Here is a 26,018-nt window from a genome sequence, read left to right on the forward strand (position 1 = left end):
ATCAGTAACCCAGCTGCGTGGGCAGCCAGGTAGTGAGCGCCGGGAACAGCGCGATAACGATGATGCCGAGCAGTATGATCAGCAGGTATTTGGCCATCGGCTTAATCACGTCCTGCATCGGCACACCGCAGATGGCGCAGGTGGTGTACAGACCCAGGCCGATGGGTGGGGAAAACAGGCCGAAACCCATCGCCAGAATCATCACAATGGCGTAGTGCAGCGGGTTAAAGCCAAGTTGGGTAGCGATAGGCACCAGGATCGGGGCAAAGATAATCAGCGCCGGAGCGCCCTCCAGCACCGCGCCGAAGATAATCAGGATGACAATCGACAGCAGCAGGAACAGCCACGGGCCGTAGTCCGCGCCGATGGCGACCAGCAGCTGTGCGCACTGCTGGGGGATCATCTCGATGGTCAGGGCGAAGGACAAACTGGTGGCGCAGGCAACGATAAACAGCAGCATGCCGGACAGCGCGGCAGTATCGACAAACAGCTTCAGGGTGGCTTTCAGGGTCAGTTCCCCAAAGGCCAGCCGACCGACCACGATGGCGTAAACCACGGCGAAGGCGCAATGCCGTTCACTTAAGTGGTGAGGCATAACGATTCACCGGATAACGGGTTTTTGATATCTTAACCGCCCTCGGCCTTGATGGTCGGGGGCGTTTTGTTATGAACATCGCCTCCAAACTCCCCCTCAGGTGCATCAGCCGTTTCGGTATCGTTCCGGGGGATACCGTATTACCCAGCACTATCAGTTCCGTCGCTATTACCCCAAAAGCAAATTTAAAACTCATCTCCGACGGCGCTCTTTTATACTGTTTTGCCGTCAGCGCCGCTTCCCGCCTGATAAGGTTGTAAGCCAGCAGCAACCCCCACACTTCCTGATGCAGCAACTCCACTTTGCGGCTTCTCAGCACCATCGCATTACTCTGCAGGCTGCTTTTGATATTGCGAAAACCCACTTCGATTTCCCATCGGGAATGATAAAGCTCCGCCACCGCTTTGGCCGGATAACGATCCGCAGGCAATGAAGTCAGCACGGTTTTCTCCACACCGCCGATATCGTAACTGACCGCCCGGGCATACCAGGACTCAGGAAGGGCCGGGTTTTGCTTTCGAGCCTGCGCAGAGACTTTCATTTTTAGCAGACGGTCGCCCGCTCCGTAGCTTTCCTGCACGTCTGCGACCATCCCTTTGCGGGCAGGCAGTAGCCAGTGGCGATTTTCGCCGCCATGGTTCACCCCTGTTAGTAAATCCGCACTAAAAAATAGCTTATCAAACAGGGTGATGGAGTTATCCGGTAACGCCTTAATCAGGTCATGCGCCAACCGGGTCTCGCTACACCGGTAAGGCCCGGTGACCGCATCCAGCAGAACATGACTGCTCAGGTTCATCAACGCCACCAGACGCATCACCGGAAAAGGACTCTGTCGGTCTGTAGAGGTGTTACTGGAACCAAAATGCGCACGAAGTTCCGGTTCATCGGGCGTACGCAGTTGTGCACCGTCGACGGCAAAGAGCTGCAATCCTCTCCAGTCATCTTTGGGATAGCGTTCAGTCCCCCAGGTTCGTGCTGTCTGGCGAAACAGCCATTCAACAGGGGCAGCACCGACACGCTGGCGTGCCTGTGTAATGGCGCTGCGTGCCAGAAGCTGCGTGCCGGCTTCGCCATCGGCACTGAGGTTAAGGCGGCGGACAATATCGGTAATGGGCTCATTACGAAAGAAGGCCATACAAACGACCATCCAGACCACCATGTCCCCGGGCAGGCGGCGGCGTCTGACGGTGGCATGGGTAGACAGAGAAAGGCAATGCTGGAGCCATTCAACAGGAAGATGTTCAGCAAAAATCTGCGCAGAAGGTGGCGGTAACAAAGGCTGGTCGCTAAAACTGAGCAGGTCATCGAGAAGTGGCATAAGAAAACGGCTCCCTGTAATGGAAGCCGTTATATTGCCGCAGATTAAGGATCGGTCAACCGATCCTTAACTGATCGGCATTGCGGCGAAGGCGGAAATCTCGGTGGAAGTGGCGATACCGGCCACCACGCCCTTGCCGATCATCAAAATCATTACCAGCCCGACGGCAGCCCCGATCAGCAGTTGGCGGGTCGGCATACGCACCGGGTAGGCGTCATCGACGTTGATGCGTTTGCCGAAAATCACGGCGGCAATCAGCAGCAATACCAGCAGGCACAGCGCCGGGATCAGTCCGGCGATGAACAGTGCGCCAATGGATATGTTGGCGATAAAGCCCATCACGATCAGGTTGACGCAGGGAGGAATGGTTTCCGCCATGATGGCCGAGGCGGCGAACACCCCAGCCGACTCTGCCGCCGGTTGGCGCGCTCGTCTTACTGCGGGCATCAGCACGCCGCCGACCGTGGCGACGTCCGCCAGCTTGGAACCGGAAATGCCGGAGAAAAACGCCATCGACACAATGGTGGTCATGTGCAGGCCACCGCGATAACGCCCCATGCCACGGACGATCAGCTCAACCAACCGCGACGACATGCCGTTAACCTCCATTACCGCACCGGCCAGCAGAAAGAACGGGATAGCCAGCAGCACGAAATGGTCGACGCCGGCAGTGACCTGCTGGGCAAAGAACACGAACGGCAGCGACGGATCGCTGAGGAAGAACACCATCGCCGACATGCCGAGGGTAAAGGCGATCGGCACGCCGGAGATGATGCCCAGAATAAAGCAGGCCAGCATCAGCACGGCGGGCAGTGAGCTGAATCCCAGCGGGATATGCAGGCTGAGGTAGCCCACGCCGCCCAACAGCACGACGGCGGCGGCGCTGATTAACACCACTTTCAACGGTGCCTGGCAGGCGTGATCGAGCGCGCTGACCAGCATCACCGCCGCGCCGATAAACACCGGCACCACAAAGATCGCCTGCGGCAGGCCGTGTTCGGTGGTCTGCGGCAGTGAAATACCCACCAGGCTGAAGCTGGAGACCGTCAGCCCCAAAGCCACCAGGACCAGCACCCAACGGCTGGCATGCACTACGTAGGGCCGAGCTACCGCGGGTACCCAGCGCAGGAACAGATCGACGCCGATGTGCCGACCGCGCCCGGTGGAGGTGGCGACGCCGAAGAACACCAACGTCACCATCAGCGCGCGCGCCACTTCTTCCGCCCATTCGATCGGGCTGTGCAGCGCGTAGCGCCAAATCACCGAGGCGAACACCACCACCACGTTGATCAGCAGCGCCAGTGCGCCACCCCAGGCGGTAAAACGGGTCAGGGCGCGGCTTAACTGCGTCAGGATGGCCACTTTTTTCACACTCATTTCAAGGGTTACAGGAAGGGTCATAGCAAATCCTCCGCCAGAGGGGCGTTACGGCTGCGCTGTGGCATGAATGGCATCCAGCACCGCTTTGGCCTGTGGATATTTCCCGCTAAACGCCGCCTGAAGTGGCAACGTTTGCTGACGGAAATAGTCGCGGTCGGTTTCGGTAAAGGTCACGCCGGCGGCTTTCAGTTTTTCCATCGCCTGAGTTTCTTTTTCCGCCGCGATTTTGCGTTCATAAACCGTGGCTTCGCTGGCTGCCGCCAACACCTCGGCTTGCAGTGGCTGCGGGATGCGTTGGAACGCCGCCTGGCTGATGGTGGCGACAATCGGGTTGTAGATATGGCGGGTCAGCGTGGCGTATTTGGCGATCTCGTAATACTTGCTGGTGTAGACCGTGGCAGCGTCATGTTCCACGCCGTCGATCACCCCCATTTGCAGCGCGGAATAGACTTCACCGCCGGGCATCGGGATCGCCGTGGCACCCATGCTTTTCAGCGTGGCGATAAAATTGGGTGCCGGCAGCACGCGTACTTTCATTCGGTTGAGGTCGTGCGGCGACTGCAGCGGCTTTTTACTGTAAATGTTGCGCGCGCCCAGGCTGAAGCCGTAGCCCAGTACCTTGATATTGCTTTGTTTGGCCAGCATGGCGCTCAGCAGTTGGCCCGCCTGGCCATCCAGCGCCCGACCCAATTGCGGGTTATCGTTAAACAGATAACCCAGATCCAGCACGCCGATTTCCGGTACCAGCGTGCCCCAGATGGAGGTGCCGGAGATCATCATGTCGATCGCGCCAATACGCACCTGCTGGACGGCATCGGCCTCTTTGCCCAGCATGCCGTTGGGGAAATAGTTGAGGGCGATTTTGCCCGGCAGGCGCTGGTCCAGATTCTGTTTGAAACGGTTAAACCAGATGGCGTGCGCGGAATATTCATCATCGGGCAGCGATGAATAGACCCGCAGGTTAACTTCGGCCGCATTGGCGCGCAGTGGCAAGATAAACAGCATAAATAACAGCGTGATAAACAGGCGCGGCGTTAAGCGGCATGTCAGTGATTTCATCAGCCTGGCTCCCGATCGCAGACAGCCTGCGATGCTGGTGGTGAAGATGATTTCCCCTGCGTGGCAAAGCTGTAGGGACAGGGGGAACGAGTACGATACTTTGTCTCTGGTCTTTAACTGTAACGTTTTAGTGTATCGTTACAGAAAACCTACAAACATTCCGTCGGCAGATCAATTTTTATCCGCAAAAATGGCTGGGAAATGCGGGTTCTGTGAGCAGGTTCTAAAAATCGGTGGGTCACGGCCGGCGATTGTCGGGCTGCCCCTGCGGGCATTTAACTTCTATAATCGCAGCTGGGATCACCGTGAATTCAGGAGTGGGCATGCCTTCCAGGGCGATAATTAAATGGACCAAACGGCTGACGATTGTGGCTGTCACTGTGTTGCTCACGCTGTTTGCGGTGCGCATTTATGATACTCAGAGCGGTCCGGCACTGGAGCCGTGGCATACCTTTGTGCCACACGAACTGTCGGCTGCCGAAATGGACAAGACTGACTGGCAGGGCTATCTGGCCGCAGAGAGCCGGGTGTTTGATGAGGTGAAGACCAACGTCACGGACAAACTTTCCGCCAGCGAACGCATCCCACTTAACCGCTACTTCGATGGCAGTCCGGTGTATCCGGAGCACTTTGCCCGCGACTGGAACCGTTCCTACGAACTGCTGCCGCAGGGGGAGCCGCGCGGTGCCGTGGTGCTGTTGCATGGCCTGACCGACTCCCCTTACAGCCTGCGGCACATTGCAGAGAATTACCGGCAGCAGGGTTATGTGGCGGTCGGCATTCGCCTGCCGGCACACGGTACGGTACCGGGCGCCCTGACCGATATTGAATGGCAAGACTGGTTGGCGGCAACGCGGTTAGCAATACGTGAGGCGCGCAGCCAGGCCGGGGGCGACAAGCCGCTGCATATTGTGGGCTTTTCCAACGGCGGAGCGCTGGCGATGAAGTACGCGCTGGATGCATTGGATGATCCACAATTGGCGGCGCCGCAGCGATTGATCCTGATCTCACCGATGATCGGTGTCACCAGCTTTGCCCGCTTCGCCGGCATTGCCGGTTGGCCGGCGGTGTTCCCGGCGTTTGCCAAAGCCGCCTGGCTTGGGGTACTGCCGGAGTTTAATCCTTTTAAATACAATTCGTTCCCGGTAAATGGGGCACGCCAGTCCTATCTGCTCAGCAATGGTCTGCAACAGCAAATCGCCCGCGCGGCGCGTGACGGCAAGCTGGATAAATTAGCGCCGGTGCTGACTTTCCAGTCGGTAATGGATTCCACCGTCAGTACCCGGGCGGTGATCCGCGCGTTATATAACGAACTGCCGGCGAACGGCAGCGAACTGGTGCTGTTTGACGTCAATCGTACGGTGAACTTCGGTCCGTTACTGCGGCCAAACGCGGCGGCGGCGGTCAGCCAACTGTTGCCTGCGCCTCCGCGCCGTTATCAGACCACGGTGATCGCCAACGCCTCACCGGAAAGCAGCGAGGCGATCGCCAGTGTGACACCGGCCGGGGCTACCACGCCAAGCGAGCAACCGCTGGGCATGACTTACCCGGCGGATATTTATTCGCTTTCGCACGTGGCGCTGCCGTTCCCGGTGAGTGATTCGCTGTATGGTCGGTTTCCGGCGCAGCGTGATGAGTTCGGTATTAGCCTGGGTACCCTTGCTGCGCGCGGCGAACGTTCCGTGCTGGTGGTCGATCTCGATTCGCTGATGCGCATTGCCTCGAACCCGTTTTTCCCCTACCTGTTGCAGCGCATCGATAGCAAACTCTAGGCGAAACCCAGGATGCTGAATGCATCGTCCTGCGGGTAGTAGCCGAGCAGGCGACTGGTTTCCTCCAGCGACAGTCGCTTATAGCGGTTATTGGACACGCCGTGCACCACCGCATGGTGCACGCCTTCAATGCGCAGGCAACGTTCCAACAGATCGGCGGCGTCACGGTGGCTGAGAAAAGCGCTCATGTCACGGGCGCTGAGCTGCTCGCCGGGTTTCAGCGTGGTGAAGTTGGCGATGCGTACCGACAGGGCGGAAAGCCCTTCCTGATGGGCGAAATAGGCGGCGATACCTTCGCCAAAGGCCTTGCTGACGCCGTACATATTTTTCGGTTTGGGCGCGTCCTGTGGCCGAATCTGGTAATCCAGCGCATAGCCTTCCACTGCCTGCGCACTGCTGGCGAAGACTACCCGTTTGCAGCCGGCGTCTTTTGCCGCCCGGAAAATATTGAAGGTACCGAGGATGTTGTTATCCATCAGCGAATGGCAAAAGTCCGCATCGGGCGAGGGATCGGCCGCCAGATGCAGCACGGTGTCAATATTGGCGCAGGCCGCACGGCAGGCTTCAATATCGGCGATATCAAAGCTGATCACCTCATCACCAGGCAGCAGATCGGTCAGCCGATCGAGGTTTTTTTCCGCCAACCGTAGCTGATAGCGATTTCCCACCGATTGACGGAATGCCGTCGCCACCCGGCCACCCGCGCCGGTAATCAGAATTCGTCCAAATTCAGTACGCAAAGTCATGATCTTAGCCAGTCCCTAAAGTCCATTATGTCGTGACCAGTAATAATCCGCCGCGTAAGATTTGTCCAGTATCAAATTAGCATGACTTATGTTTCAGCGCGTCAGTGGGCATTTTTCTCCGATGAGATCAGTCAGAAAAGTCATCACCGCGCGCACGGCCGTTGAGCGTGCCAAATCCGGGTAAGTGACCAGCCACAGTTCGCGGGTCGGTGCAGCGATTGAAGTCGGCAGTGTCACCATGTCTGGGTCGCTATCGGCGACAAACGTCGGCAATACCACCGCTCCTAGTCCCGATCGTGCCGCTTCCTGGAGCGAGAACAGATCGCTGGCCTGAAATACCACCGGACGGCCCTGCAACAGCTGTTGTAGCCACTGCTGATGCGGTTGGTTTTGGTAGTGGTGGTCGTAGCCGATAAAGGCCCGCGCCGACTCCGGCAGGGCGGCGTGCTGCGGCGTGGCGTACAGCCCGTAGCGCATCATGCCGATACGTTGCACCAGCAGATCCGGTTGTTGCGGGCGCACCATACGCACCGCGACTTCGGCGTCACCGCGATCCAGCTCGGCGATCGCCGATTCGCCGGAGAGTATCAGCGTAATGTGCGGAAAAGTATGATGAAATTGCGCAATTTGTGGGGCGATAACCCGTGCGGCAATCGACGGCGGCGCGCTGATACGCACCTGAGTTTGCGGCGTCTCACCGGCGCTGCGCGCATGGCGGACAATGGCGTGGCTTTGATTTTCGATGTCGGCCGCCAGCCCGGCAATCATTCTGCCGTCCTGCGTCAGCGGCGTACTGCGTGGCAGACGCAGGATCAGTCCCAGGCCGAGCGCCTTCTCCAGCGCCGCCACCCGTCGGCCTACCGTGGCGTGATCGCAGCCCAGCTCCCGCGCCGCTGCCGACAATGAACCGGTGCGTGCCAGCACCACGAAGTGTTTTAAATCCTGCCAATCGAACATCAGTGAATTCCTGCACAGTCTTGCCGCGAATTTATGGAATATTCACACAGACTGGGACGTGATTCAATGACGTTATCTTTGTAACCAGGTTGAATAATTCAATTAGGATATCTTATGAATTTGCATCTACAGGGGCGTATCGCGTTGGTGACGGGTGCCAGCGAAGGGATTGGCGCAGGCATGGTTCGGGTATTGGCGGCACAGGGGGTGATTGTGGTGGCGACGGCGCGCCGCGAAGACCGTTTGCAGACCCTGGCGGATGAGGTTGAGCAAGCCGGTGGCATACGGCCCTATGTCATCGCGGCAGATATCACCCAGACACAGGCGCTCGACAGCATGCTGGCGCTGGCGATACAGCAGTTCGGGACCATCGATATTGTGATTAATGCGGTTGGGGGTGCCCGCCCGACTTCACTCAGCGAAGGCGACGCGGGTTGGGAAGAGGCGTTTGCCCTGAACTTTACCCCGGCGCGTCGGATAACCCATGCATTGCTGCCCCGCATGCAGGCGCAGGGCTGGGGGCGCGTGATTAACATCAGCGGCTCGATGGAGCCGCGTAGCCTGAACGCGGCCACTGCCGCCAAAGGGGCATTGCATCTGTGGGCCAAGGGGTTGGCAGGCGAAGTGGCGGCGCAAGGGATTACCGTCAATACGCTGCAACCCGGGCGGATTAATAGCGAACAGGTGCGTGAAAAACTGCACCCGACCGAGGCCGCGCGCCAGGCGTTTATCAAACAGAATATCCCGATTGGCTACTTTGGTGAGCCGGAGGATATGGCCTATCTGGCCGCGTTTCTTTGTTCCCCGCAGGCGCGCTATATCACCGGAGCGGTGATCCCGGTAGACGGCGGCATGCATTATTTCGCTCACTGAAGCCGTTTTGCCCGCCGGATCACAGTTCGGTAATTTGCCGGGGCAAAGCCTTGCCCCACTGAAAAGCACAGTGTTAACGTCTTAGCTCAGCCGATTTAGGGTTGTCACTGCTCCGGCAGGCAAAACCTAAACCTCGTGCTTCTGTCCCCCTGGTGGGAGCAGAGGCCATGAGGTTTAGGTTTTTTTTTGCGCTGAATTTCGTGACGACGATTGGCCATCGCGGCACTGAGGTTGGCAGAACGTAGATTCTAAGGGTAACACTATGAAATATGAACAATTAGCCAGTGAGATCTTGGCCGGCGTCGGTGGCCGCGACAACGTGAGAAGTCTGGTGCACTGCGCCACCCGCCTGCGTTTCAAGCTATGTGACAGCCAGCGTGCCGATGCCGCGGCACTGAAAAAAAATCCCGGTGTGATCATGGTAGTGGAAAGCGGCGGGCAGTTTCAGGTGGTGGTGGGTAACCACGTGGCGGAGGTCTACAACGCGGTCAATCAGGTTGGTGGGCTGGGCGATGGCGCGGTGGCGGAGGATGACGGCAAAAAGGAAAACCTGTTCAGTCGCTTTATTGACGTGGTGTCCGGCATTTTTACGCCGCTGCTGGGGGTGATGGCCGCTTCGGGGATCCTGAAGGGGTTTCTGGCGTTGAGCCTGGCCTGCGGCTGGCTGCTGGAGAGTGGTGGCAGTTTTAAAATGCTGTTTGCTACCAGTGACGCGCTGTTCTATTTCCTGCCGATTATGCTCGGCTATACCGCCGGGAAAAAGTTTGGCGGTAATCCGTTCATTACCATGGCGATTGGTGGGGCTCTGACCCACCCGCTGATGATGGCGGCATTTGAAGCGGCACAGCAGCCAGACGCGGTGCGCGAGTATTTCTTCGGCATTCCGCTGACCTTTATCAATTACAGCTCGTCGGTGATCCCGATTATTTTTGCCGCCTGGATCTCGTGCCGGCTGGAGCCGCTGTTTAATCGGGTGATCCACAGCGCGCTGCGCAATTTTATTACGCCGCTGCTGTGCCTGGTGGTCACCGTGCCCTTGACCTTCCTGCTGATCGGCCCGGCAGCCACCTGGCTCAGCCATTTACTGGCCAACGGTTTTCAGACCATCTACGGATTTAACCCGATTATTGCCGGTGCCTTTATGGGGGCGATGTGGCAGGTGTGTGTGATCTTCGGTCTGCATTGGGGACTAGTACCCTTGATGATCAATAACCTGAGCGTGCTCGGCCGCGACACCATGGTGCCGTTGCTGCTGCCGGCGGTGATGGGGCAGGTGGGCGCCACGTTGGGCGTCATGCTGCGTACCCGCGATGCCAAACTGCGGGCTCTGGCCGGGTCCGCCATCGGTGCCGGGGTGTTTGGTATCACCGAACCGGCGGTTTACGGCGTGACCCTACCGAATAAACGGCCGTTTATTTTCGGCTGCATCGGTGGTGCGCTGGGGGGCGCGGTGATCGGCTATTTCCATACCGCCACCTATTCCTTTGGTCTGGTGAACATCTTTACCTTTGCGCAGATTATCCCTGCCAGCGGCTTCGATGCCACGGTGTGGGGCGCGATTGTCGGCACCTTGCTGTCATTTTGTTTCGCGGCGGTGGCCAGTTACCTGTTCGGTGTGGCGCCCGTTGAGGCCGCCGTGGAACCGGCACCTGTCGCACCGCTTAACCGTAAACAGTTTGTCGTCAGCCCGATTGCCGGCGAAGTGATGTCGCTGGAGCAGGTTAACGACGCCACCTTCGCCAGCGGGTTGCTGGGCAAGGGAGTGGCGATCGTGCCGCTGCAAGGGCGGGTGGTCGCGCCGGTTGCCGGGCGTGTGGCCTCGCTGTTTAAAACCAAACACGCCATCGGTATTGAGTCGGACGAGGGCGCAGAGATTTTAATTCACGTCGGCATAGATACCGTCAAGCTTGATGGGCTGCATTTCACTGCCCATGTGCAAGAGGGCGATCGGGTTAACCCGGGCGATCTGCTGATTGAGTTTGACCAGGTGGCGATCCGTGCCGCCGGCTTTGATACCACCACGCCGATCATCATCAGCAACAGCGATGACTACGTCGACGTGCTGACCAGCGGCCAGGGCAGGGTGCAGGAACAGGCACCGCTGCTGACTTTATTAGGTTAACCGAGGAGAAAGCGATGAGCAGCAAATTTCCAGACCATTTTCTGTGGGGCGGCGCAGTGGCGGCCAATCAGGTGGAAGGGGCTTATCAGACCGACGGCAAAGGGCTGTCGACCTCTGATTTGCAGCCGCAGGGCATCTTCGGCGCGATTACGCCACGGGTTGACGGCGACAGCGGCATCAAGGATGTGGCGATCGACTTTTATCATCGTTATCCGCAGGACATCGCGTTGTTCGCTGAAATGGGCTTCAAGTGCCTGCGTACCTCCATCGCCTGGACGCGTATTTTCCCGCAGGGCGATGAGGAGGCTCCGAACGAAGCCGGGCTGGCGTTCTATGATCGGCTGTTCGACGAAATGGCCAGGTACGGCATTCAGCCGTTGGTCACTTTGTCGCATTACGAAATGCCCTACGGGCTGGTGAAGCAATACGGCGGCTGGGGCAACCGCAAGACTATCGGCTTTTTCGAGCACTACGCGCGCACGGTGTTCGAACGCTATAAGCACAAGGTGCAGCACTGGCTGACCTTTAACGAGATCAATATGTCGCTGCATGCGCCGTTTACCGGCGTCGGTCTGGCGGAAGACAGCAGCAAAAGCGAGATTTATCAGGCGATCCACCATCAGCTGGTGGCCAGTGCCAGGGCGGTAAAAGCCTGCCATGAGATTGTGCCGGGCGGCAAAATCGGCAATATGCTGCTGGGCGGTATTCTCTATCCGCTGAGCTGCAAACCGGAAGACGTGCTGGAAACCCAGCGCCAGAACCGCGACTGGTTGTTCTTTGGCGACGTACAGGCGCGCGGCGGCTACCCGGCGTATATGCGACGTTACTTCCGTGAAAACGGCATTCAGGTCGAGATCACCGCCGAAGATCAACAGGCATTGCGCGAGACCATCGATTTTATCTCCTTCAGCTATTACATGAGCGGCTGTGTTACCACCGACGAGGCCCAGAACAACACTGCCCGGACCAACATTCTCAATATGGTGCCGAACCCGCATTTGGCCAGTTCGGAGTGGGGTTGGCAGATCGACCCGGTTGGCCTGCGTTATCTGCTCAATGTGCTGTACGACCGCTACCAGAAGCCGCTGTTTATTGTGGAGAACGGCCTGGGAGCCAAGGACCGTGTCGAGGCCGACGGCAGCATCAATGACGACTACCGCATCAATTATCTCAACGACCATCTGGTGCAGGTGGCGGAGGCGATTGACGATGGCGTGGAGGTGATGGGTTACACCAGTTGGGGCCCGATAGACCTGGTCAGCGCCTCTAAGGCCGAGATGTCCAAGCGTTACGGCTTTATTTATGTCGACCGCGACGATGCCGGCAACGGGAGCCTGGAGCGCCGCCGTAAAAAGAGTTTCTACTGGTATCGCGATGTGATCCAGAGCAACGGTAACAGTCTGAAAGACAAAGCTTAAACTTTATCAACCCACCCGGTGGCAACCGCCGGGTTATTACCTTTATCTACTGCTGCCAATTATGGGAAATTCTCGCCCAGGGAATGCTGTTGCCCGCAGTCAGCGTAACAGGCGGAGAAATATAATAATGAAATATCCATTACCTCACTCTATGACACTCGCCGCGCTCTTGCTGACCTGCAGCGGCGCGCAGGCGGAAACTTTGCAAAGCGCCAAGGACGTGGAGGCACCCACCGCCAAATGGCAAGGCGTCGCGCTCGGGTTTGAACCGCCGCAGCCAGGGCTGTTGGGCGATATGCTGGGGATCAGACCGATCCTGGAAGATCATGGCTTTCACTATAATCTGGGTTATCTCAGCCAGATTTCCTATAACGCCGGCGGTGGCTATAACCACGATAAGCAGCTGTCCTATATCGATCAGTTCTCGCTGACCTTCAGCCAGGACTTGCAGGCGCTGACCGGTATCCCGGATGCGGCGCTTGAAGGCAATATCGTTAACCGTAACCATGATAACAACCTGACGCGCGATCGCTTGCAGGACCCGCGTGTTAATCCGACTGACCTGTCGCAGGAAAGCTATGGTGGTCAGTCGATCACCCGACTGGGCTGGCTGACCTTTAGCCGCAGCTTCCTTGATCGCCGGCTGCAATGGCGTATCGGCATGATGAACAAGGTGCAGGACTTCGACCAGATCATTCCCTGCGATTTCCAGACGCTGACGCTGTGCGGCGGCAAGTCTGCCAACTCATTGACCTGGTATAACTGGAACGTCCACTACTGGGGCACCACCCTGCAATATAAACTGACTGACGGGCTGACCTTCAAGACCGGCGTGATGGAGCAAAACCCGCAGGCACCAAGCCGCAGCCATGCCTGGAGTGGGTCGACCAAGGGCAGTAAAGGCATGCTGTTACCGATGGAGTTGGAACTGAAGACCAACGCGGTCAATCAGTTGCCGGGGGTTTACAATATTGGCGTGCTGTTTACCAATGCCGACCAGCAGGATTTGTATGAGGGGGTTTCCGGTGGCCCGGGGGCGAGCGATCCAAACGGCTACCGCAGCCACGATCGCACCTGGTTCCTGTATAGCGGTTTTAACCAACAGGTCACGCGCCACCCAGACGACGCCAATCGCGGTCTGAGCCTGTTCTACAGCCTGGGGCTGGCGGATCAGCGCTCCAACTATATGCATTACTCCACTTCGACCGGTATCCGCTATCGCGGGCTGTTTGACGCACGGCCAGACGACTGGCTGGGTCTGGGGGTGTCCATGGTTAAGCTGAGCAACCATTACCGGGATAACCAGCGCTACCTGAATCAAGTCAACAACGCTACCGGGTATAACGATCCCAACTATCATCCGGTGCCGGGGCATTCGGTGACGGCAGAACTCTATTACCGCTTCAACGTCACCCCGTGGCTGCAACTGCAGCCGGGCATACAATATTGGCACCATCCGGCGGGCGTCAACGAAACTCAGGACGCCTGGGTGACGGCGCTGAAAACGGTGGTGACTTTCTGACGACTACGCCGCATCGCTTTCCCGGTAACGCTGGCGTGCATGTTCGAACCAGCTTGCCGGGACGTTATGCGGCGGCAACTGCAGCCTTTCCAGGCCTTTTTCGACGATGTGATGCGCCTGTTGCCACAGCGTCGGGTCACCTTCGGTCAACACTTCCAGCAGCCGCTGCTTTTCGATCAGATAGGTTCGGGCGAAATGACTGTCATAGTCCAACAGTGAGCGGGTGTTGTCGATCAGGTCCGCCAGCTTGATGGTCTTGGCCTGCGGTGATGCCTGGGCGCTGTGGTGTCGATCGCGATTTTTACGCTCGAAGCGGTTGCCGTCGCCGCTGCCGCTGACGTTGGTCAGCATTGCTACCAGGGCTGCGACCTGTGGCCCAAAGTGGCTTTCGATATCGCCGAGGGTGGTGGGCGTATCCTCTACCGTGTCGTGCAACCAGGCGGCGGCCAGCATTTCTTCACTGTGCGGCACGCTGCTGACGATTTCCATCACCGCCTGCGGGTGAACAATGTAGGGGTCATTGGTGTATTTGCGGCGCTGATCGATGGCCGCATGCGCCTTGGTGGCGTAGCGGCGCGCGCGTTCTGTCAGTGTGTCTGTCATATCCTTTCCCTCCAAACAGCACTTCGCTGTGGCATCCCCTGCTTTTAACAAGGTAGCATATTGGGTGACTGCTCCCCGCCGTAAACGGTGAGGCTTCCCACTTCTCAGGCCGCTACTGTCGATATGACAGATTTACGCTGGCCTCCATGGGCAGAAACGACGAGTCCCGCCGCCTGTAAATCCGTTATGCCCTTGCGCTGGATGTTGATGGCCGCGTTAATATCGCGGTCATGTTCAACACCACAGGCCGGGCATGGCCAGATACGTTTATTCAGCGGCATTTCTGCCATTTTATAACCGCAACAATGGCAGGTTTTAGAGCTGGCAAACCATTGATCACTTTTCACCAGATGTTTGCCGGCCTGCTCCGCTTTGTATTCCAGTTTCATCACGAACCCAGTCCACGACGCATCCGCAATGTGCCGCGCCAGCCGGTGATTTTTCATCATGTTTGCTGCTTTCAGTGTCTCAACAATGACCGCTTGGTTTTCGTCAACCAGTGTACGAGACAATTTATGCTGGAAGTCAGCACGGGAATTCGCCACATGCTCGTGACATTTAGCCACCCGTAAACGCGCTTTTGCCCGGTTTGCACTGCCTTTTATTTTCCGGGATAGCGACTTTTGTTTGCGCCGCAGATTACGGCTGGCGCGTACCAGAGGCCGTGGATTGGCTGTTTTTTCGCCATTAGACTGAATGAGGTAATGGGTCAGACCCAAATCACAACCGGTTACACGAGTTATCAGTGTGGGTTTGGCTGGCGCAGCCAGTCCATCGTCACAGAGTATTGAAGCATAATATTTTCCTGTCGCGCCACGACTGACGATGATACTGGATACCCTCCCGATAATATCGCGATGAATGACTGCTTTCATCGGTGTCATTTTTGGCAACTGGATCGCGTCGGTTAATACTTTGCCGTTGGGGTGATAGCTGGATTGTTTGCCATGCTTGCGCTTAAAGGTGGGGAAGCGAGCACGTTGCCTGAAAAAGTGTCCAAAAGCGGTATCAAGATTAATCACCGCCTGCTGTAACGCCAGTGAATCATAGTCTTTCAGCCAATGGTAACGACGGGATCTTTTTCCTACCGCCAGTAATGGTTTCAGGTCTCGCTTAACACTGACCGATACACCATGCCGCTGGTACCTGTGGCGGCTGATATGCAGAGCTTTGTTGTACGCAAAACGCACCGCGCCGAACTGAGCATTCAAGAATGCTTCCTGTTCGGTCGTCGGGTACAGGCGTACTTTAGTGGCTCTTTTCATCATGGACGCTCACCGATAATCAGCTTGTACTGTATGACCTTAGGAAGTCTTTGACCAGAAAATGTGCATCACTATAAGTTGACCGGTTATCTTCGCCGTCACCATTGGGTCAGCAAATGAGTTGTCCATTCTGGACGGGTTTTTATCTCACCGCAGCGCAACAATCGAAACACTGAAAACCTATGTACCATCGCAGAAAATACCTGATTAGCTCCCCTTATATCCCCGCCCGAGGGGGCGAGGGTTTACGGGGCAAATGCTAAAAAATAGTTTGCGATTACATCGTGCACTATCTATATTCAGAACATGAAAACCGAAAACACCGAACAACCCGAGACGAAAAACCTGCTGCTGCTCGACCAGCAACTGTGTTTTGCCCTGTACTCCGCCAACCTGGCGCTGAACAAGGTGTACCGTAAATTGCTGAGCCGGCTTGAACTCACCTATCCGCAATACCTGGTGATGCTGGTGCTGTGGGAACGGGATGAAATCAGGGTTACGGACATTGGCGAGCGGCTGTTTCTTGATTCCGCGACCCTGACACCGCTGCTGAAACGGCTGGAAATAGCCGGGCTGCTGGTGCGTTACCGTGCCACCACCGATGAGCGGCAGGTGATTATTGCGTTAACCGACGCCGGTCGCGCGCTGCGTGAAAAAGCTCAGTCGGTACCGGAAGCCGTCATGTGCGCTACCGATTGCAGCCTCGATGAAATCGTCAATATCAAGCAGCAACTGGAAAAGCTGCGCGGCAAGCTGATCAACCAGCTCTGACGGCCGGTGCCAGACGCAGGATCGGCCTTGATGGACTACACTGGAAGTAAGCGTCAAATATATAGTGTGCGATTTAATCGCGAAAGATATACCAATGACGGCGTTTTGCCTGCAAGAACCGCCGTCTAGCCTCCAACCAGAAAGAAGGAATGATGTATGTCGATTGAAAAAGTTGTTTACCGTGCTCATGCCACAGCAACCGGTGGCCGCGATGGCCGTGCGACCTCATCTGACGGTGTGTTGGATGTCAAACTGGGCGTGCCGAAAGAAATGGGCGGCGCGGGCGGTGAAGTCACCAACCCGGAACAGTTGTTTGCTGCCGGTTATTCGGCCTGCTTCCTCGGCGCACTGAAGTTTGTCGCGGCGAAAGAAAAGGTGAAGATCCCGGCCGAAGCCAAAATTGACGGTACCGTGGGTATTGGCGAAATCCCCAACGGCTTCGGTATCGAAGTGCAGTTGGATATCACCTTGCCGGGCATAGAGCGCAGTGTGGCAGAAGATCTGGTGAAAAAAGCCCACGTGGTCTGTCCTTATTCCAACGCCACCCGCGGCAATATTGATGTAACGCTTAACGTTAAGTAAGGTTTTCGCTAACGCCACGGAAAAAATGGAGGGTTCCCCCTCCATTTCTCATCCTGCCCCGCCCCTGCTTTTTGCACAAAAAATGACAAAAATGCTTATTTTTTGAGAATTCTCTTGATTATTACCCCCAAAATAGCGCTTATTGCCGATCGGCTGAACCTGCGGCCGCAATAAATGTCTGACTGACTTCAGAACTGTTAAAGCCCCCGGAGCCACCGCGTTACATGAACAAAGTTAAATCGCTATCACAGCAGAATTTATCGTTATTGTTAGCGATCTATATCGGCATCTTTTTGAACCTTTCCGTTTTCTATCGTCGCTTTGATTCATTTTCGCACGGCATTCAGGGGATTAAGGTTATTGCAGCGGTAACTGAGGTTGTCGCTATCGTTCTGTTCACCTTCTTTATTATGCGGCTGGTATCGCTCGGCGGCCGGCTGTTCTACCGCATCATTGCCTCGCTATTGGTGCTGATTTCCGTGGCTGCCAGCTATTACATGACGTTTTTCAACGTGGTGATCGGCTACGGCATCGTGGTGTCGGTGATGACCACCGATGTTGACCTGTCGAAAGAAGTGGTCGGCATGCACTTTGTGCTGTGGATGGTGGTGCTCAGCGCATTGCCGTTGCTGTGCATCTGGAAAAACAACCTGCGTTATACCCTGATCGAACAGCTGAAAACGCCCGGACACCGGATCAAACCCCTGGTGGTGCTGGTGGCGGTGGTTGCGTTGGTCTGGTTGCCGCTGCGTATGCTGGATAACGAGCAAAGCGCGCAGGAGAAAATCACCAATGTGGACTTGCCAAGCTACGGCGGCGTAGTGGCGCATTCCTATTTGCCATCCAACTGGCTGTCGGCGCTGGGGCTGTTTGCCTATACCCGTTACGACGAAAGTCAGGATCAGGCCAATTTGTTCGACCCGGCCAAGAACTTTACCTATGTGGCACCGGCCGATATTGATGACACCTACGTGGTGTTTATCATTGGTGAAACCACACGCTGGGATCACATGGGTATTCTCGGCTACGACCGTGACACCACGCCACGTTTGTCCAAAGAGAAGAACCTGGTGGCGTTCCGCGGCACGTCTTGTGATACCGCCACCAAACTCTCGCTGCGTTGTATGTTCGTGCGGGAAGGCGGCACGGCAGACAATCCGCAACGTACGCTGAAAGAGCAAAACGTGTTTGCGGTGATGAAAGATTTGGGCTTCACCTCCGAGCTGTTCGCCATGCAGAGTGAGGTCTGGTTCTATAACAATACCGAAGTGAACAACTATTCGTTCCGCGAGATGATCGCCTCCGAGAAACGCAACGACGGCAAACCGGTTGACGATATGCTGTTGGTGGATGAAATGAAGGAGTCGCTGGCCCGCTATCCCAAGGGCAAGCATCTGGTGATCCTGCACACCAAAGGCTCGCATTACCTTTACTCACAGCGTTATCCGCGCAGCTACGCACGCTATCAGCCGGAGTGTATCGGTGTTGATGATTTCTGCTCCAAGGATCAGTTGGTTAACGCCTTCGATAACTCGGTGCTGTATACCGACAGCTTTATTGCCAATGTGATTGACCAGGTGCGCGAGAAGAAGGCGATTGTGTTCTATTCTTCCGATCACGGTGAATCGATAGGCGAGAATTCACACCTGCATGGCACGCCGCGTGAAATGGCGCCGGTGGAGCAGTTCCGCGTGCCGATGATGGTATGGGCGTCCGACAAGTTCCTGGAAGACCCACAGCATCGCGGTGCGTTTGAGCAATTGCAGGCGCAACAGCGGGTTGGCAAAACCCACCGTCATGTTGAGTTGTTCGATACCATTCTCGGTTGCCTCGGTTATACCTCGCCGAACGGCGGCATCGAGGCCAAAAACAACTGGTGTAATATTCCGCAGGAAAAAGCGTCACCCAGCGAGCTGTAACCCTCCCATACCGGGCGCATGGCGCCCGGTAAAATCCGTTAATACCTTCCCTTCATCAACTAATCCGGCTCAGGCTTGCGGTATACTTGCGCACTTTCCCCCTCGGACCGGAGATTTCCATGACCTTGCGCGTGGCGTTTATTGACGATCATGACATTGTGCGATCGGGCTTTGTGCAACTGCTGTCGCTGGAGCCGGATATTCAGGTGGTCGGCGAGTTCAGCAGCGCGGCTCAGGCACGCGCCGGCCTGCCCGGTCTGGAGGCGGAAATCTGCATCTGTGATATTTCGATGCCGGACGGCAGCGGGCTGGATTTACTGGCGGATATTCCCTCCGGTATTCGGGTGGTGATGCTGTCGATGCATGACAACCCGGCGCTGGTGGAGCTGGCACTGGAACGCGGTGCCTGCGGGTTTTTATCCAAACGTTGCAAGCCGGAAGATTTGATCACCGCGGTACGTACCGTCGCCAGCGGTGGCGTGTACCTGATGCCTGAAATCGCCCAGCAGCTGGCGCGGGTGAAGGTGGACCCCCTGACTCGTCGCGAACGCGAAATCGCGCTGTTGCTGGCGCAAGGGCAGGAGGTGCGGGAGATTGCCGCTGCGCTGGGACTGTCACCCAAAACGGTACACGTGCATCGTGCCAATCTGTTTGCCAAGCTGGGTATCAATAACAACGTTGAACTGGCGAAGCGGATGCTGAACCTGTGATGCAACGCCTGATCACCCAACTGGCGCTGTTTTTTATCTATGCGACCAGCGCATTTTGCCTGTGGGGCATCGGCACCGCGCTGATCGACCCGCCGTGGCAGGCGCTGTTGCTGTTCCCGTTTGGCCTGCGTATGGGGATTCTGCTGCAAAGCCCTTATCGCTTCTGGCCGGGTATCCTGCTGGCCGATCTGCTGCTGATGGTAGTGCTGGCGGATCAGTTCGGTTACGGGCCGGCGCTGTGGGCTTCGGTGGTGGTGCTGGTGTTGACGGTATTGCTCAGCCTGGTGGCTTCCCCCTGGTTGCTGCGGCATCAGGAAAGCGACAGCGAATGGCAATGGCCCTTGATGCAGGGCGCGGTGGTGGCAGTGGCCGCGTTGCTGCAAGCGCTGGTGTGGCAGCTGGTGAACGGTGAGGGGGCCCGCGCGCTGCTGCTCGGGCTGGCGGGCGGCTTTACCATTGCCCCGACCTGTCTGCTGCTGTGGCACTATCTGGCGCGGCAGATCTGGGTCCCGCTGGAACCGGGTCTGATCCATAAGCCGGTGACGCTGCGGTTGCGCCATCTGGCCAGTTATTTGCTGCTGTTTGCTCTCAGTATCTGGCTGCAACAGCAGGTTAATGCCGCCGAGCTGCGCCGCTTTGCGCCCTTCTGTCTGGCCATCCCGATCGTCTTTATGTCTTATCGCTACGGCTGGCAGGGCGCGCTGCTGGCGACGTTGCTCAATGGCGTGGTGCTGGTGGCCAACGAACCGCCACAGCCCGAATCACACCGCGATTTGCTGTTGTCGTTGCTGGCCCAGAGCCTGACCGGCCTGCTGCTCGGCGCGGGTATTCAACGCCAGCGCGAACTGAACCAGCAACTGCGGCTGCGGTTGACGGAAAATCGCCAACTGGCGCGCGCGCTGGTCACGGCAGAAGAGCAGACCCGGCGGGAAGTGGCGCGGGAGCTGCACGACGAGGTCGGTCAAACCATCACCGTGATCCGTACCCAGGCCAGTATTATCAAGCGGTTGGCACCGCAGCCGCAGGTGATGGGCTGCGCAGAGGCGATAGATACGCTGGCGCTGCGAGTATATGACGGCGTGCACGATGTGCTGACCCAACTGTGGCCGGCCGCGCTCAATAATTTGCCACTTTCGGCGGCGGTGGCAGCGATGCTGCGTGAATCCTTGCCACAGGATGCGTCGCTGGTGAGCGTGATGCAGTGGCAGGTGCCGGATGAACTGCTGGATGAGACGCTGAAAATCACCCTGTATCGGGTGTGTCAGGAAGGGGTGACCAATGTTTGTCGTCACGCTGCTGCCAGCCGGATTGAGCTGGATGCGCGTCTTCGCCAGCGTAAAGGACGGCTGCCGCAAGTGCTGCTGACCATTCGCGATAACGGCGTCGGTATCGATCTGGCCAATCATGAGCCGGGTTATGGTCTGCGCGGCATGCAGGAACGCATCAGCGCACTGGGCGGCCGCCTGCGGCTGACGTCGGAGAATGGCACCTGTTTGAATGTGATCTTACCCACAGTTTCACCGGCGGAAGGGCCAAACTAGGAAATACTCCTAGCCGCGTCGGGAATCCGGCGTAAGTCATTTTCGCGCGCGCGCAGCATGATAGCGGCACTTTTCATATTCTCTGAGGTTTCACATGTGGTCTTTCCTTAAAAGCCGCGACGATGTGCCGCCGGTTACCGATCAAAAACAGATCGATGCCAGCTATAAATACTGGCGCATCCAGCTGATGTGGACGATGTACATCGGCTATGCCGCGTTTTACTTCACGCGCAAAAGCTTCAACTTCATTATGCCGGCGATGCTGAGCGATCTTGGCCTGACGATGTCCGACGTTGGCATCCTCGGCACGTTGTTCTACATCACTTACGGCTGCTCGAAGTTTATCTCAGGCATGATCAGCGATCGTTCCAACCCGCGCTATTTTATGGGGTTAGGCCTGATCATGACCGGCATACTCAATATCTTCTTCGGCCTCAGTTCTTCGCTGTTGATGCTGGGCACGCTGTGGATCCTCAACGCCTTCTTCCAGGGCTGGGGCTGGCCACCTTGTTCAAAAATCCTCACCAGCTGGTATTCGCGCTCCGAGCGCGGCGGTTGGTGGGCGATCTGGAACACCTCGCATAACTTTGGCGGTGCGCTGATCCCATTGCTGGTTGGCTTTATCTCGCTGCACTTCAGCTGGCGCTACGGTATGATTATTCCGGGCATTATCGGCGTGGTGATGGGCCTGTTGATGTGCTGGCGCCTGCGTGACAAGCCGTCCACCATGGGACTGCCTAGCGTGGGAAAATGGCGTAACGACGCCATGGAACTGGTGCAGGAATCGGAAGGTCAGGGGCTGACCAACCGCGAAATCATCAAGCGTTACGTGTTGACCAACAAGTATATCTGGCTGCTGGCGGTGTCCTATGTGCTGGTGTACATCGTGCGTACGGCCATCAATGACTGGGGCAACCTGTACCTGACCCAGGAGAAAGGCTATTCGCTGATGACCGCCAACTCGGCGATTTCCCTGTTCGAAGTGGGTGGTTTTATCGGCTCGCTGGTGGCCGGTTGGGGCTCTGACAAGTTGTTCCGCGGTAACCGTGGGCCAATGAACCTGATCTTCGCCATCGGTATCTTCCTGTCGGTTGCGGCGCTGTGGATCATGCCGGGCGTCACCTTCCTGCTGCAGGCCGCCTGCTTCTTTGCTATCGGCTTCTTCATCTTTGGTCCGCAGATGCTGATCGGCATGGCGGCAGCGGAATGTTCGCACAAGGATGCTGCTGGGGCGGCGACCGGCTTTGTCGGCCTGTTTGCTTACCTGGGTGCCGCGTTGTCCGGCTACCCAATTGCGCGGATTATGGAAATCTGGCACTGGAACGGTTTCTTCGTGGTGATTTCCATCGCCGCCTGTTTGTCTGCGCTGTTCCTGTTGCCGTTCTTACGCGCCCAATCTCCGGCGCTGAAAACGGCTAAGGCATAATGAAAAAGCGCGCTGCAGGCTGCTACAGCGCGCTTTATGCCGATTTTATCACCACTTGATGTGTCGGGACGAGAAAGTGATTGACGCGTATTATCGTCAGCAGTAACATGCGCCCGCATCGGCGAGTAGCGCAGCTTGGTAGCGCAACTGGTTTGGGACCAGTGGGTCGGAGGTTCGAATCCTCTCTCGCCGACCACATTCGAAAAACCTGCTTTTTTAAAGCAGGTTTTTTTTCGTCCGTAGTTTATAGGATGAGCACCTCCGAAGGAGGTTTGAGCCGAGCGCAGCGAGACAACGTTGCTTTAGCAACGGCCCGCAGGGCAGCATCGCAGATGCAGTAATCCTCTCTCGCCGACCACATTCGAAAAACCTGCTTTTATAAAGCAGGTTTTTTTTCGTCTGCAATTCAGGCAGCCTTGCCGACCACGAAGTCAAAATGGATCTCGTCATAGGGGAAGATAATGCCCCTTTCGCTTTTATCAATAATGCCGCAACCCAGCAGAGCCTGCAGATCGGTATGCACCGCTTTCACATCCCGTTTGACACGACGCGCCACTTCTCTGATGGAAAGCTCCCCACAACCGGTCATGGTATGCAGGATTTGCATTTTCTTGGGCGACAGGGTTTTCCACAGACTCTCCCAATCTAAAAATGTGATGTAGTTTCCTTGTTGCCGTTTTTTGCCTTGCAGGGCTTCATCCATATTGCGTTGAACCTCCTCAAGAGAAGCAACGCGGATAGTGACTCTGTTCATTCTCCTTCCCCTCTTAGTTGCGCGACTTCATCGAAGAAGCTGCGTTTCAGCGCTATCGGGTGGGTAAAAATAATAGGTTGCTCTTTATTTCCCACATGTTTGTGATCGCCTTTGCCTGCTTCATTGTCATAACGTAAACGGCAAATGCCCTCTTTGACGTAGGCAAATCGATACTTATAGTTATGAGTGCTGCCGTTAACCGGGGGCTCAACATGCCAAATAACCAATTGTATAAATTCAATGTTTGTTAGTTGGATTTTGTCCTGATAGATCAGTTGAGAAGGCACTTCCGTCTCCTTCATGTTGTTTAAAATAACAGCACATTTAGAGTGTTGTCAATGGTGACAACACCTTGTGGCATGACAAATATTTATCCTTTCCCTGTATTTAATTCACTATCCTTATTCCCACTGCTACGGATTATCCATTATTAAATTAATTCATTGTTGCTCAATAAAACCCGGTTGATGGCGCTATTGTTTTAATGATTATTTTATCTATAGTCTGAATACACGAGATGGGAATGATAGATTTCCATTACGTGGGAAAGATTAATGCTTATTTATTCATTTTAATCGGCCATGATTATTGCGGAATTGTTTTGCTCTGACAATCGGCGGCCGTCATTAAATATTTTATGTTTATCCTCTCGGAATAAAGGAATCAGTTATGCGCAAATTTAATAAACCGCTGTTGGCGTTGCTGATCGGCAGCACGCTGTGTTCTGCGGCGCAGGCCGCCGTACCGGGCAAGCCTACGCTGGCCTGGGGCAATACCAAGTTCGCCATTGTCGAAGTCGATCAGGCCGCGACGGCTTATAATAATCTGGTGAAGGTTAAAGATGCCGCCGACGTTTCTGTTTCATGGAATTTATGGAATGGCGATACCGGTACCACGGCAAAAGTATTATTAAATGGCAAAGAAGTCTGGAGCGGTGCCTCAACCGGCGCTTCGGGCACGGCAAACTTTAAGGTTAATAAAGGTGGCCGTTATCAAATGCAGGTGGCGTTATGTAATGCCGACGGTTGTACCGCCAGCGATGCCACCGAAATTGTAGTGGCAGATACCGATGGTAGCCATTTGGCACCGTTAAAAGAGCCGCTGCTGGAAAAAAATAAGCCTTATAAACAAGACTCCGGCAAAGTGGTCGGCTCTTATTTTGTTGAATGGGGCGTTTATGGCCGTAATTTCACCGTCGATAAACTGCCGGCGCAGAACCTGACGCATCTGCTGTACGGTTTTATTCCGATCTGCGGCGGTGACGGCATCAACGACAGCCTGAAAGAGATCGAAGGCAGTTTCCAGGCACTGCAGCGCTCCTGCCAGGGCCGCGAAGACTTTAAGGTGTCGATCCACGATCCGTTTGCCGCGCTGCAGAAAGGGCAGAAGGGGGTTACCGCCTGGGACGACCCCTACAAAGGTAACTTCGGTCAGTTGATGGCGCTGAAGCAGGCCCGTCCGGACCTGAAAATCCTGCCGTCGATTGGTGGCTGGACGCTGTCTGACCCGTTCTTCTTTATGGGCGACAAAGTGAAGCGCGATCGTTTCGTCGGCTCAGTGAAAGAATTCCTGCAAACCTGGAAGTTCTTTGACGGCGTGGATATCGACTGGGAATTCCCGGGCGGGCAGGGCGCTAACCCGAAACTGGGCAGTGCTCAGGATGGGGCAACCTATGTGCAACTGATGAAAGAGCTGCGGGCGATGCTGGACCAGCTTTCAGCACAAACCGGTCGCAAGTATGAACTGACCTCCGCAATCAGCGCCGGCAAGGATAAGATCGACAAGGTGGACTACAACACCGCGCAGAACTCGATGGATCACATCTTCCTGATGAGCTACGACTTCTATGGCGCGTTCGATCTGAAAAATCTGGGTCACCAGACCGCGCTGAAAGCGCCTTCCTGGAAACCGGATACGGCGTATACCACGGTGAATGGCGTTAACGCGCTGCTGACGCAGGGGGTGAAGCCGGGCAAAATCGTGGTGGGTACCGCCATGTACGGCCGCGGCTGGACCGGAGTGAACGGCTACCAGAACAACGTTCCGTTCACCGGCACCGCGACCGGCCCGGTCAAAGGCACCTGGGAAAATGGCATCGTGGATTACCGCCAAATCGCCAATGAGTTTATGAGCGGCGAATGGCAGTACAGCTATGACGCCACCGCCGAAGCGCCTTATGTGTTCAAGCCTTCGACTGGTGACCTGATTACCTTCGACGATGCACGCTCGGTGCAGGCCAAGGGCAAGTATGTGCTGGATAAGCAGTTGGGCGGGTTGTTCTCCTGGGAGATTGACGCCGATAACGGGGATATTCTGAACAATATGAATACCAGTTTAGGCAACAGCGCCGGCACGCAATAAATCGGTTGTAGCACGTTGCCGGGGGATATCCTTTCGCCCCCGGCTTTTTGACAGACGAAAGTTTTTTTACGGCGAATAGATTGTGGTGCCACTCAACTAAAAAAAGTGCCGACACCTCACCCTTTCGGGTAAGAGGGGCAGCATTTCATCCTGTATTTTACCTAGATCACAAAAATAACCGTTCAGATATTCATCATTCAGCAACAAACTTTTTTTGTTTTTTATCGGAGTTAAACACCAGTAACTTTCTGCAACACAGTCTATCGAGCTAAAAATGACCGCATAGCATAAGTTTTCATGCTGCAACTGTTAAAGAAAGGTTTT

General features: G+C 56.0%; 22 protein-coding genes, 1 tRNA gene and 1 other RNA gene. 14 read left to right on the forward strand and 10 right to left on the reverse strand.

Annotation, left to right across the window (positions count from 1 at the left end):
* Position 1: 1 nt before the first annotated feature.
* The 4 genes from QOT07_RS00440 to QOT07_RS00455 form a co-directional block, all read right to left on the reverse strand.
* A complete protein-coding gene (locus QOT07_RS00440; RefSeq protein ID WP_283602404.1) occupies positions 2-595 on the reverse strand; it encodes a TRAP transporter large permease subunit in 594 nt (197 codons plus the stop codon).
* On the reverse strand, positions 576-1,913 hold the full coding sequence (locus QOT07_RS00445; protein WP_219017319.1) for an IS4 family transposase: 1,338 nt from the start codon (positions 1,911-1,913) through the stop codon (positions 576-578). Before QOT07_RS00445 ends, QOT07_RS00440 begins: the two co-directional genes overlap by 20 nt.
* Positions 1,914-1,979: 66 nt before the next feature.
* The gene (locus QOT07_RS00450) at positions 1,980-3,314 is read right to left on the reverse strand and encodes a TRAP transporter large permease subunit (protein WP_283602405.1); all 1,335 of its coding nucleotides are present in this window, start codon (positions 3,312-3,314) and stop codon (positions 1,980-1,982) included.
* Between the two features lie 24 nt (positions 3,315-3,338).
* Complete coding sequence (locus QOT07_RS00455; protein WP_207978638.1) at positions 3,339-4,352, reverse strand: TRAP transporter substrate-binding protein; 1,014 nt, start codon at positions 4,350-4,352, stop codon at positions 3,339-3,341.
* Positions 4,353-4,675: 323 nt separating this feature from the next.
* On the opposite strand from QOT07_RS00455, the gene QOT07_RS00460 reads away from it, so the two are divergent.
* Positions 4,676-6,124 carry an alpha/beta hydrolase gene (locus QOT07_RS00460; protein WP_099062225.1) on the forward strand — a complete coding sequence of 483 codons (1,449 nt, stop codon included), beginning with the start codon at positions 4,676-4,678 and terminating at the stop codon, positions 6,122-6,124.
* Here QOT07_RS00460 and QOT07_RS00465 read toward each other — a convergent pair.
* Positions 6,121-6,870, reverse strand: a complete 750-nt coding sequence (locus QOT07_RS00465) for an NAD-dependent epimerase/dehydratase family protein (protein ID WP_283602406.1) — start codon at positions 6,868-6,870, stop codon at positions 6,121-6,123. The two genes, QOT07_RS00460 and QOT07_RS00465, sit on opposite strands and share 4 nt — an antisense overlap.
* A 93-nt stretch (positions 6,871-6,963) precedes the next feature.
* Positions 6,964-7,827 carry a LysR family transcriptional regulator gene (locus QOT07_RS00470; RefSeq protein ID WP_207978634.1) on the reverse strand — a complete coding sequence of 288 codons (864 nt, stop codon included), beginning with the start codon at positions 7,825-7,827 and terminating at the stop codon, positions 6,964-6,966.
* A gap of 114 nt (positions 7,828-7,941) precedes the next feature.
* Between QOT07_RS00470 and QOT07_RS00475 the strand changes: the two genes are divergently transcribed.
* The 4 genes from QOT07_RS00475 to QOT07_RS00490 all read left to right on the forward strand — a co-directional run bounded on the left by QOT07_RS00475 (position 7,942) and on the right by QOT07_RS00490 (position 13,762).
* Positions 7,942-8,700: an SDR family NAD(P)-dependent oxidoreductase gene (locus QOT07_RS00475; protein WP_219015079.1), complete on the forward strand. Its 759-nt coding sequence runs from the start codon at positions 7,942-7,944 to the stop codon at positions 8,698-8,700.
* A 262-nt stretch (positions 8,701-8,962) separates the two neighbouring features.
* Complete coding sequence (bglF, locus tag QOT07_RS00480) at positions 8,963-10,822, forward strand: PTS beta-glucoside transporter subunit IIABC (protein ID WP_219015080.1); 1,860 nt, start codon at positions 8,963-8,965, stop codon at positions 10,820-10,822.
* 14 nt (positions 10,823-10,836) lie between these two features.
* Positions 10,837-12,240 (forward strand): glycoside hydrolase family 1 protein, encoded by a 1,404-nt coding sequence (locus QOT07_RS00485; protein WP_262261807.1) that lies wholly within the window; start codon positions 10,837-10,839, stop codon positions 12,238-12,240.
* Between the two features lie 127 nt (positions 12,241-12,367).
* Positions 12,368-13,762 (forward strand): carbohydrate porin, encoded by a 1,395-nt coding sequence (locus QOT07_RS00490; RefSeq protein WP_099062219.1) that lies wholly within the window; start codon positions 12,368-12,370, stop codon positions 13,760-13,762.
* A 3-nt stretch (positions 13,763-13,765) separates the two neighbouring features.
* Here QOT07_RS00490 and QOT07_RS00495 read toward each other — a convergent pair whose 3' ends face one another.
* Together QOT07_RS00495 and QOT07_RS00500 are read right to left on the reverse strand one after the other, a co-directional pair.
* Positions 13,766-14,365 (reverse strand): HD domain-containing protein, encoded by a 600-nt coding sequence (locus QOT07_RS00495; RefSeq protein WP_099062218.1) that lies wholly within the window; start codon positions 14,363-14,365, stop codon positions 13,766-13,768.
* Between the two features lie 104 nt (positions 14,366-14,469).
* A complete protein-coding gene (locus QOT07_RS00500) occupies positions 14,470-15,630 on the reverse strand; it encodes an RNA-guided endonuclease InsQ/TnpB family protein (protein WP_283604264.1) in 1,161 nt (386 codons plus the stop codon).
* Positions 15,631-15,936: 306 nt separating this feature from the next.
* Between QOT07_RS00500 and QOT07_RS00505 the strand changes: the two genes are divergently transcribed.
* The 8 genes from QOT07_RS00505 (at position 15,937) to QOT07_RS00540 (ending at position 22,937) form a co-directional block, all read left to right on the forward strand.
* Entirely contained in the window at positions 15,937-16,401 is a 465-nt protein-coding gene (locus tag QOT07_RS00505) for a MarR family winged helix-turn-helix transcriptional regulator (RefSeq protein ID WP_099062217.1), read from the forward strand.
* Between the two features lie 156 nt (positions 16,402-16,557).
* Positions 16,558-16,983, forward strand: coding sequence for an organic hydroperoxide resistance protein (locus QOT07_RS00510; protein WP_004950797.1), 426 nt, complete (start codon positions 16,558-16,560; stop codon positions 16,981-16,983).
* Between the two features lie 224 nt (positions 16,984-17,207).
* Positions 17,208-18,902, forward strand: coding sequence for a kdo(2)-lipid A phosphoethanolamine 7''-transferase (gene eptB / locus QOT07_RS00515; protein WP_207978624.1), 1,695 nt, complete (start codon positions 17,208-17,210; stop codon positions 18,900-18,902).
* Between the two features lie 119 nt (positions 18,903-19,021).
* Complete coding sequence (gene uhpA / locus QOT07_RS00520) at positions 19,022-19,612, forward strand: response regulator transcription factor UhpA (RefSeq protein WP_017891232.1); 591 nt, start codon at positions 19,022-19,024, stop codon at positions 19,610-19,612.
* Positions 19,612-21,153, forward strand: coding sequence for a signal transduction histidine-protein kinase/phosphatase UhpB (gene uhpB / locus QOT07_RS00525; protein WP_261417825.1), 1,542 nt, complete (start codon positions 19,612-19,614; stop codon positions 21,151-21,153). Before uhpA ends, uhpB begins: the two co-directional genes overlap by 1 nt.
* A 94-nt stretch (positions 21,154-21,247) precedes the next feature.
* The gene (gene uhpC / locus QOT07_RS00530; protein ID WP_099062214.1) at positions 21,248-22,579 is read left to right on the forward strand and encodes an MFS transporter; all 1,332 of its coding nucleotides are present in this window, start codon (positions 21,248-21,250) and stop codon (positions 22,577-22,579) included.
* A gap of 119 nt (positions 22,580-22,698) precedes the next feature.
* A tRNA-Pro gene (locus QOT07_RS00535) sits at positions 22,699-22,775 on the forward strand.
* A 34-nt stretch (positions 22,776-22,809) separates the two neighbouring features.
* Positions 22,810-22,937: non-coding RNA, RtT sRNA (locus tag QOT07_RS00540), on the forward strand.
* 48 nt (positions 22,938-22,985) lie between these two features.
* Here the strand turns inward: QOT07_RS00540 and QOT07_RS00545 are convergent.
* Entirely contained in the window at positions 22,986-23,333 is a 348-nt protein-coding gene (locus QOT07_RS00545) for an HVO_A0114 family putative DNA-binding protein (RefSeq protein WP_085115742.1), read from the reverse strand.
* Positions 23,330-23,620 (reverse strand): toxin-antitoxin system TumE family protein, encoded by a 291-nt coding sequence (locus QOT07_RS00550; RefSeq protein ID WP_085115743.1) that lies wholly within the window; start codon positions 23,618-23,620, stop codon positions 23,330-23,332. The genes QOT07_RS00545 and QOT07_RS00550 overlap by 4 nt, the downstream gene beginning before the upstream one ends.
* A 382-nt stretch (positions 23,621-24,002) precedes the next feature.
* Between QOT07_RS00550 and chiA the strand changes: the two genes are divergently transcribed.
* The gene (gene chiA, locus QOT07_RS00555) at positions 24,003-25,694 is read left to right on the forward strand and encodes a chitinase ChiA (RefSeq protein WP_261417828.1); all 1,692 of its coding nucleotides are present in this window, start codon (positions 24,003-24,005) and stop codon (positions 25,692-25,694) included.
* Positions 25,695-26,018 lie beyond the last annotated feature (324 nt).

The organism is Serratia proteamaculans (assembly GCF_949794035.1).
Taxonomy (GTDB): domain Bacteria; phylum Pseudomonadota; class Gammaproteobacteria; order Enterobacterales; family Enterobacteriaceae; genus Serratia; species Serratia proteamaculans.

Bases quoted from the DNA above. Each gene is read 5' to 3' on its own strand.
- QOT07_RS00465 (WP_283602406.1), bottom strand. From the start codon at position 6,870: ATGACTTTGCGTACTGAATTTGGACGAATTCTGATTACCGGCGCGGGT.
- QOT07_RS00445 (WP_219017319.1), bottom strand. From the start codon at position 1,913: ATGCCACTTCTCGATGACCTGCTCAGTTTTAGCGACCAGCCTTTGTTA.
- uhpC (WP_099062214.1), top strand. From the start codon at position 21,248: ATGTGGTCTTTCCTTAAAAGCCGCGACGATGTGCCGCCGGTTACCGAT.
- QOT07_RS00450 (WP_283602405.1), bottom strand. From the start codon at position 3,314: ATGACCCTTCCTGTAACCCTTGAAATGAGTGTGAAAAAAGTGGCCATC.
- QOT07_RS00490 (WP_099062219.1), top strand. From the start codon at position 12,368: ATGAAATATCCATTACCTCACTCTATGACACTCGCCGCGCTCTTGCTG.
- QOT07_RS00510 (WP_004950797.1), top strand. From the start codon at position 16,558: ATGTCGATTGAAAAAGTTGTTTACCGTGCTCATGCCACAGCAACCGGT.
- uhpB (WP_261417825.1), top strand. From the start codon at position 19,612: ATGCAACGCCTGATCACCCAACTGGCGCTGTTTTTTATCTATGCGACC.
- QOT07_RS00475 (WP_219015079.1), top strand. From the start codon at position 7,942: ATGAATTTGCATCTACAGGGGCGTATCGCGTTGGTGACGGGTGCCAGC.
- QOT07_RS00455 (WP_207978638.1), bottom strand. From the start codon at position 4,352: ATGAAATCACTGACATGCCGCTTAACGCCGCGCCTGTTTATCACGCTG.
- QOT07_RS00495 (WP_099062218.1), bottom strand. From the start codon at position 14,365: ATGACAGACACACTGACAGAACGCGCGCGCCGCTACGCCACCAAGGCG.
- QOT07_RS00545 (WP_085115742.1), bottom strand. From the start codon at position 23,333: ATGAACAGAGTCACTATCCGCGTTGCTTCTCTTGAGGAGGTTCAACGC.
- QOT07_RS00500 (WP_283604264.1), bottom strand. From the start codon at position 15,630: ATGAAAAGAGCCACTAAAGTACGCCTGTACCCGACGACCGAACAGGAA.
- eptB (WP_207978624.1), top strand. From the start codon at position 17,208: ATGAACAAAGTTAAATCGCTATCACAGCAGAATTTATCGTTATTGTTA.
- QOT07_RS00485 (WP_262261807.1), top strand. From the start codon at position 10,837: ATGAGCAGCAAATTTCCAGACCATTTTCTGTGGGGCGGCGCAGTGGCG.
- bglF (WP_219015080.1), top strand. From the start codon at position 8,963: ATGAAATATGAACAATTAGCCAGTGAGATCTTGGCCGGCGTCGGTGGC.
- QOT07_RS00470 (WP_207978634.1), bottom strand. From the start codon at position 7,827: ATGTTCGATTGGCAGGATTTAAAACACTTCGTGGTGCTGGCACGCACC.
- QOT07_RS00505 (WP_099062217.1), top strand. From the start codon at position 15,937: ATGAAAACCGAAAACACCGAACAACCCGAGACGAAAAACCTGCTGCTG.
- QOT07_RS00440 (WP_283602404.1), bottom strand. From the start codon at position 595: ATGCCTCACCACTTAAGTGAACGGCATTGCGCCTTCGCCGTGGTTTAC.
- chiA (WP_261417828.1), top strand. From the start codon at position 24,003: ATGCGCAAATTTAATAAACCGCTGTTGGCGTTGCTGATCGGCAGCACG.
- uhpA (WP_017891232.1), top strand. From the start codon at position 19,022: ATGACCTTGCGCGTGGCGTTTATTGACGATCATGACATTGTGCGATCG.
- QOT07_RS00460 (WP_099062225.1), top strand. From the start codon at position 4,676: ATGCCTTCCAGGGCGATAATTAAATGGACCAAACGGCTGACGATTGTG.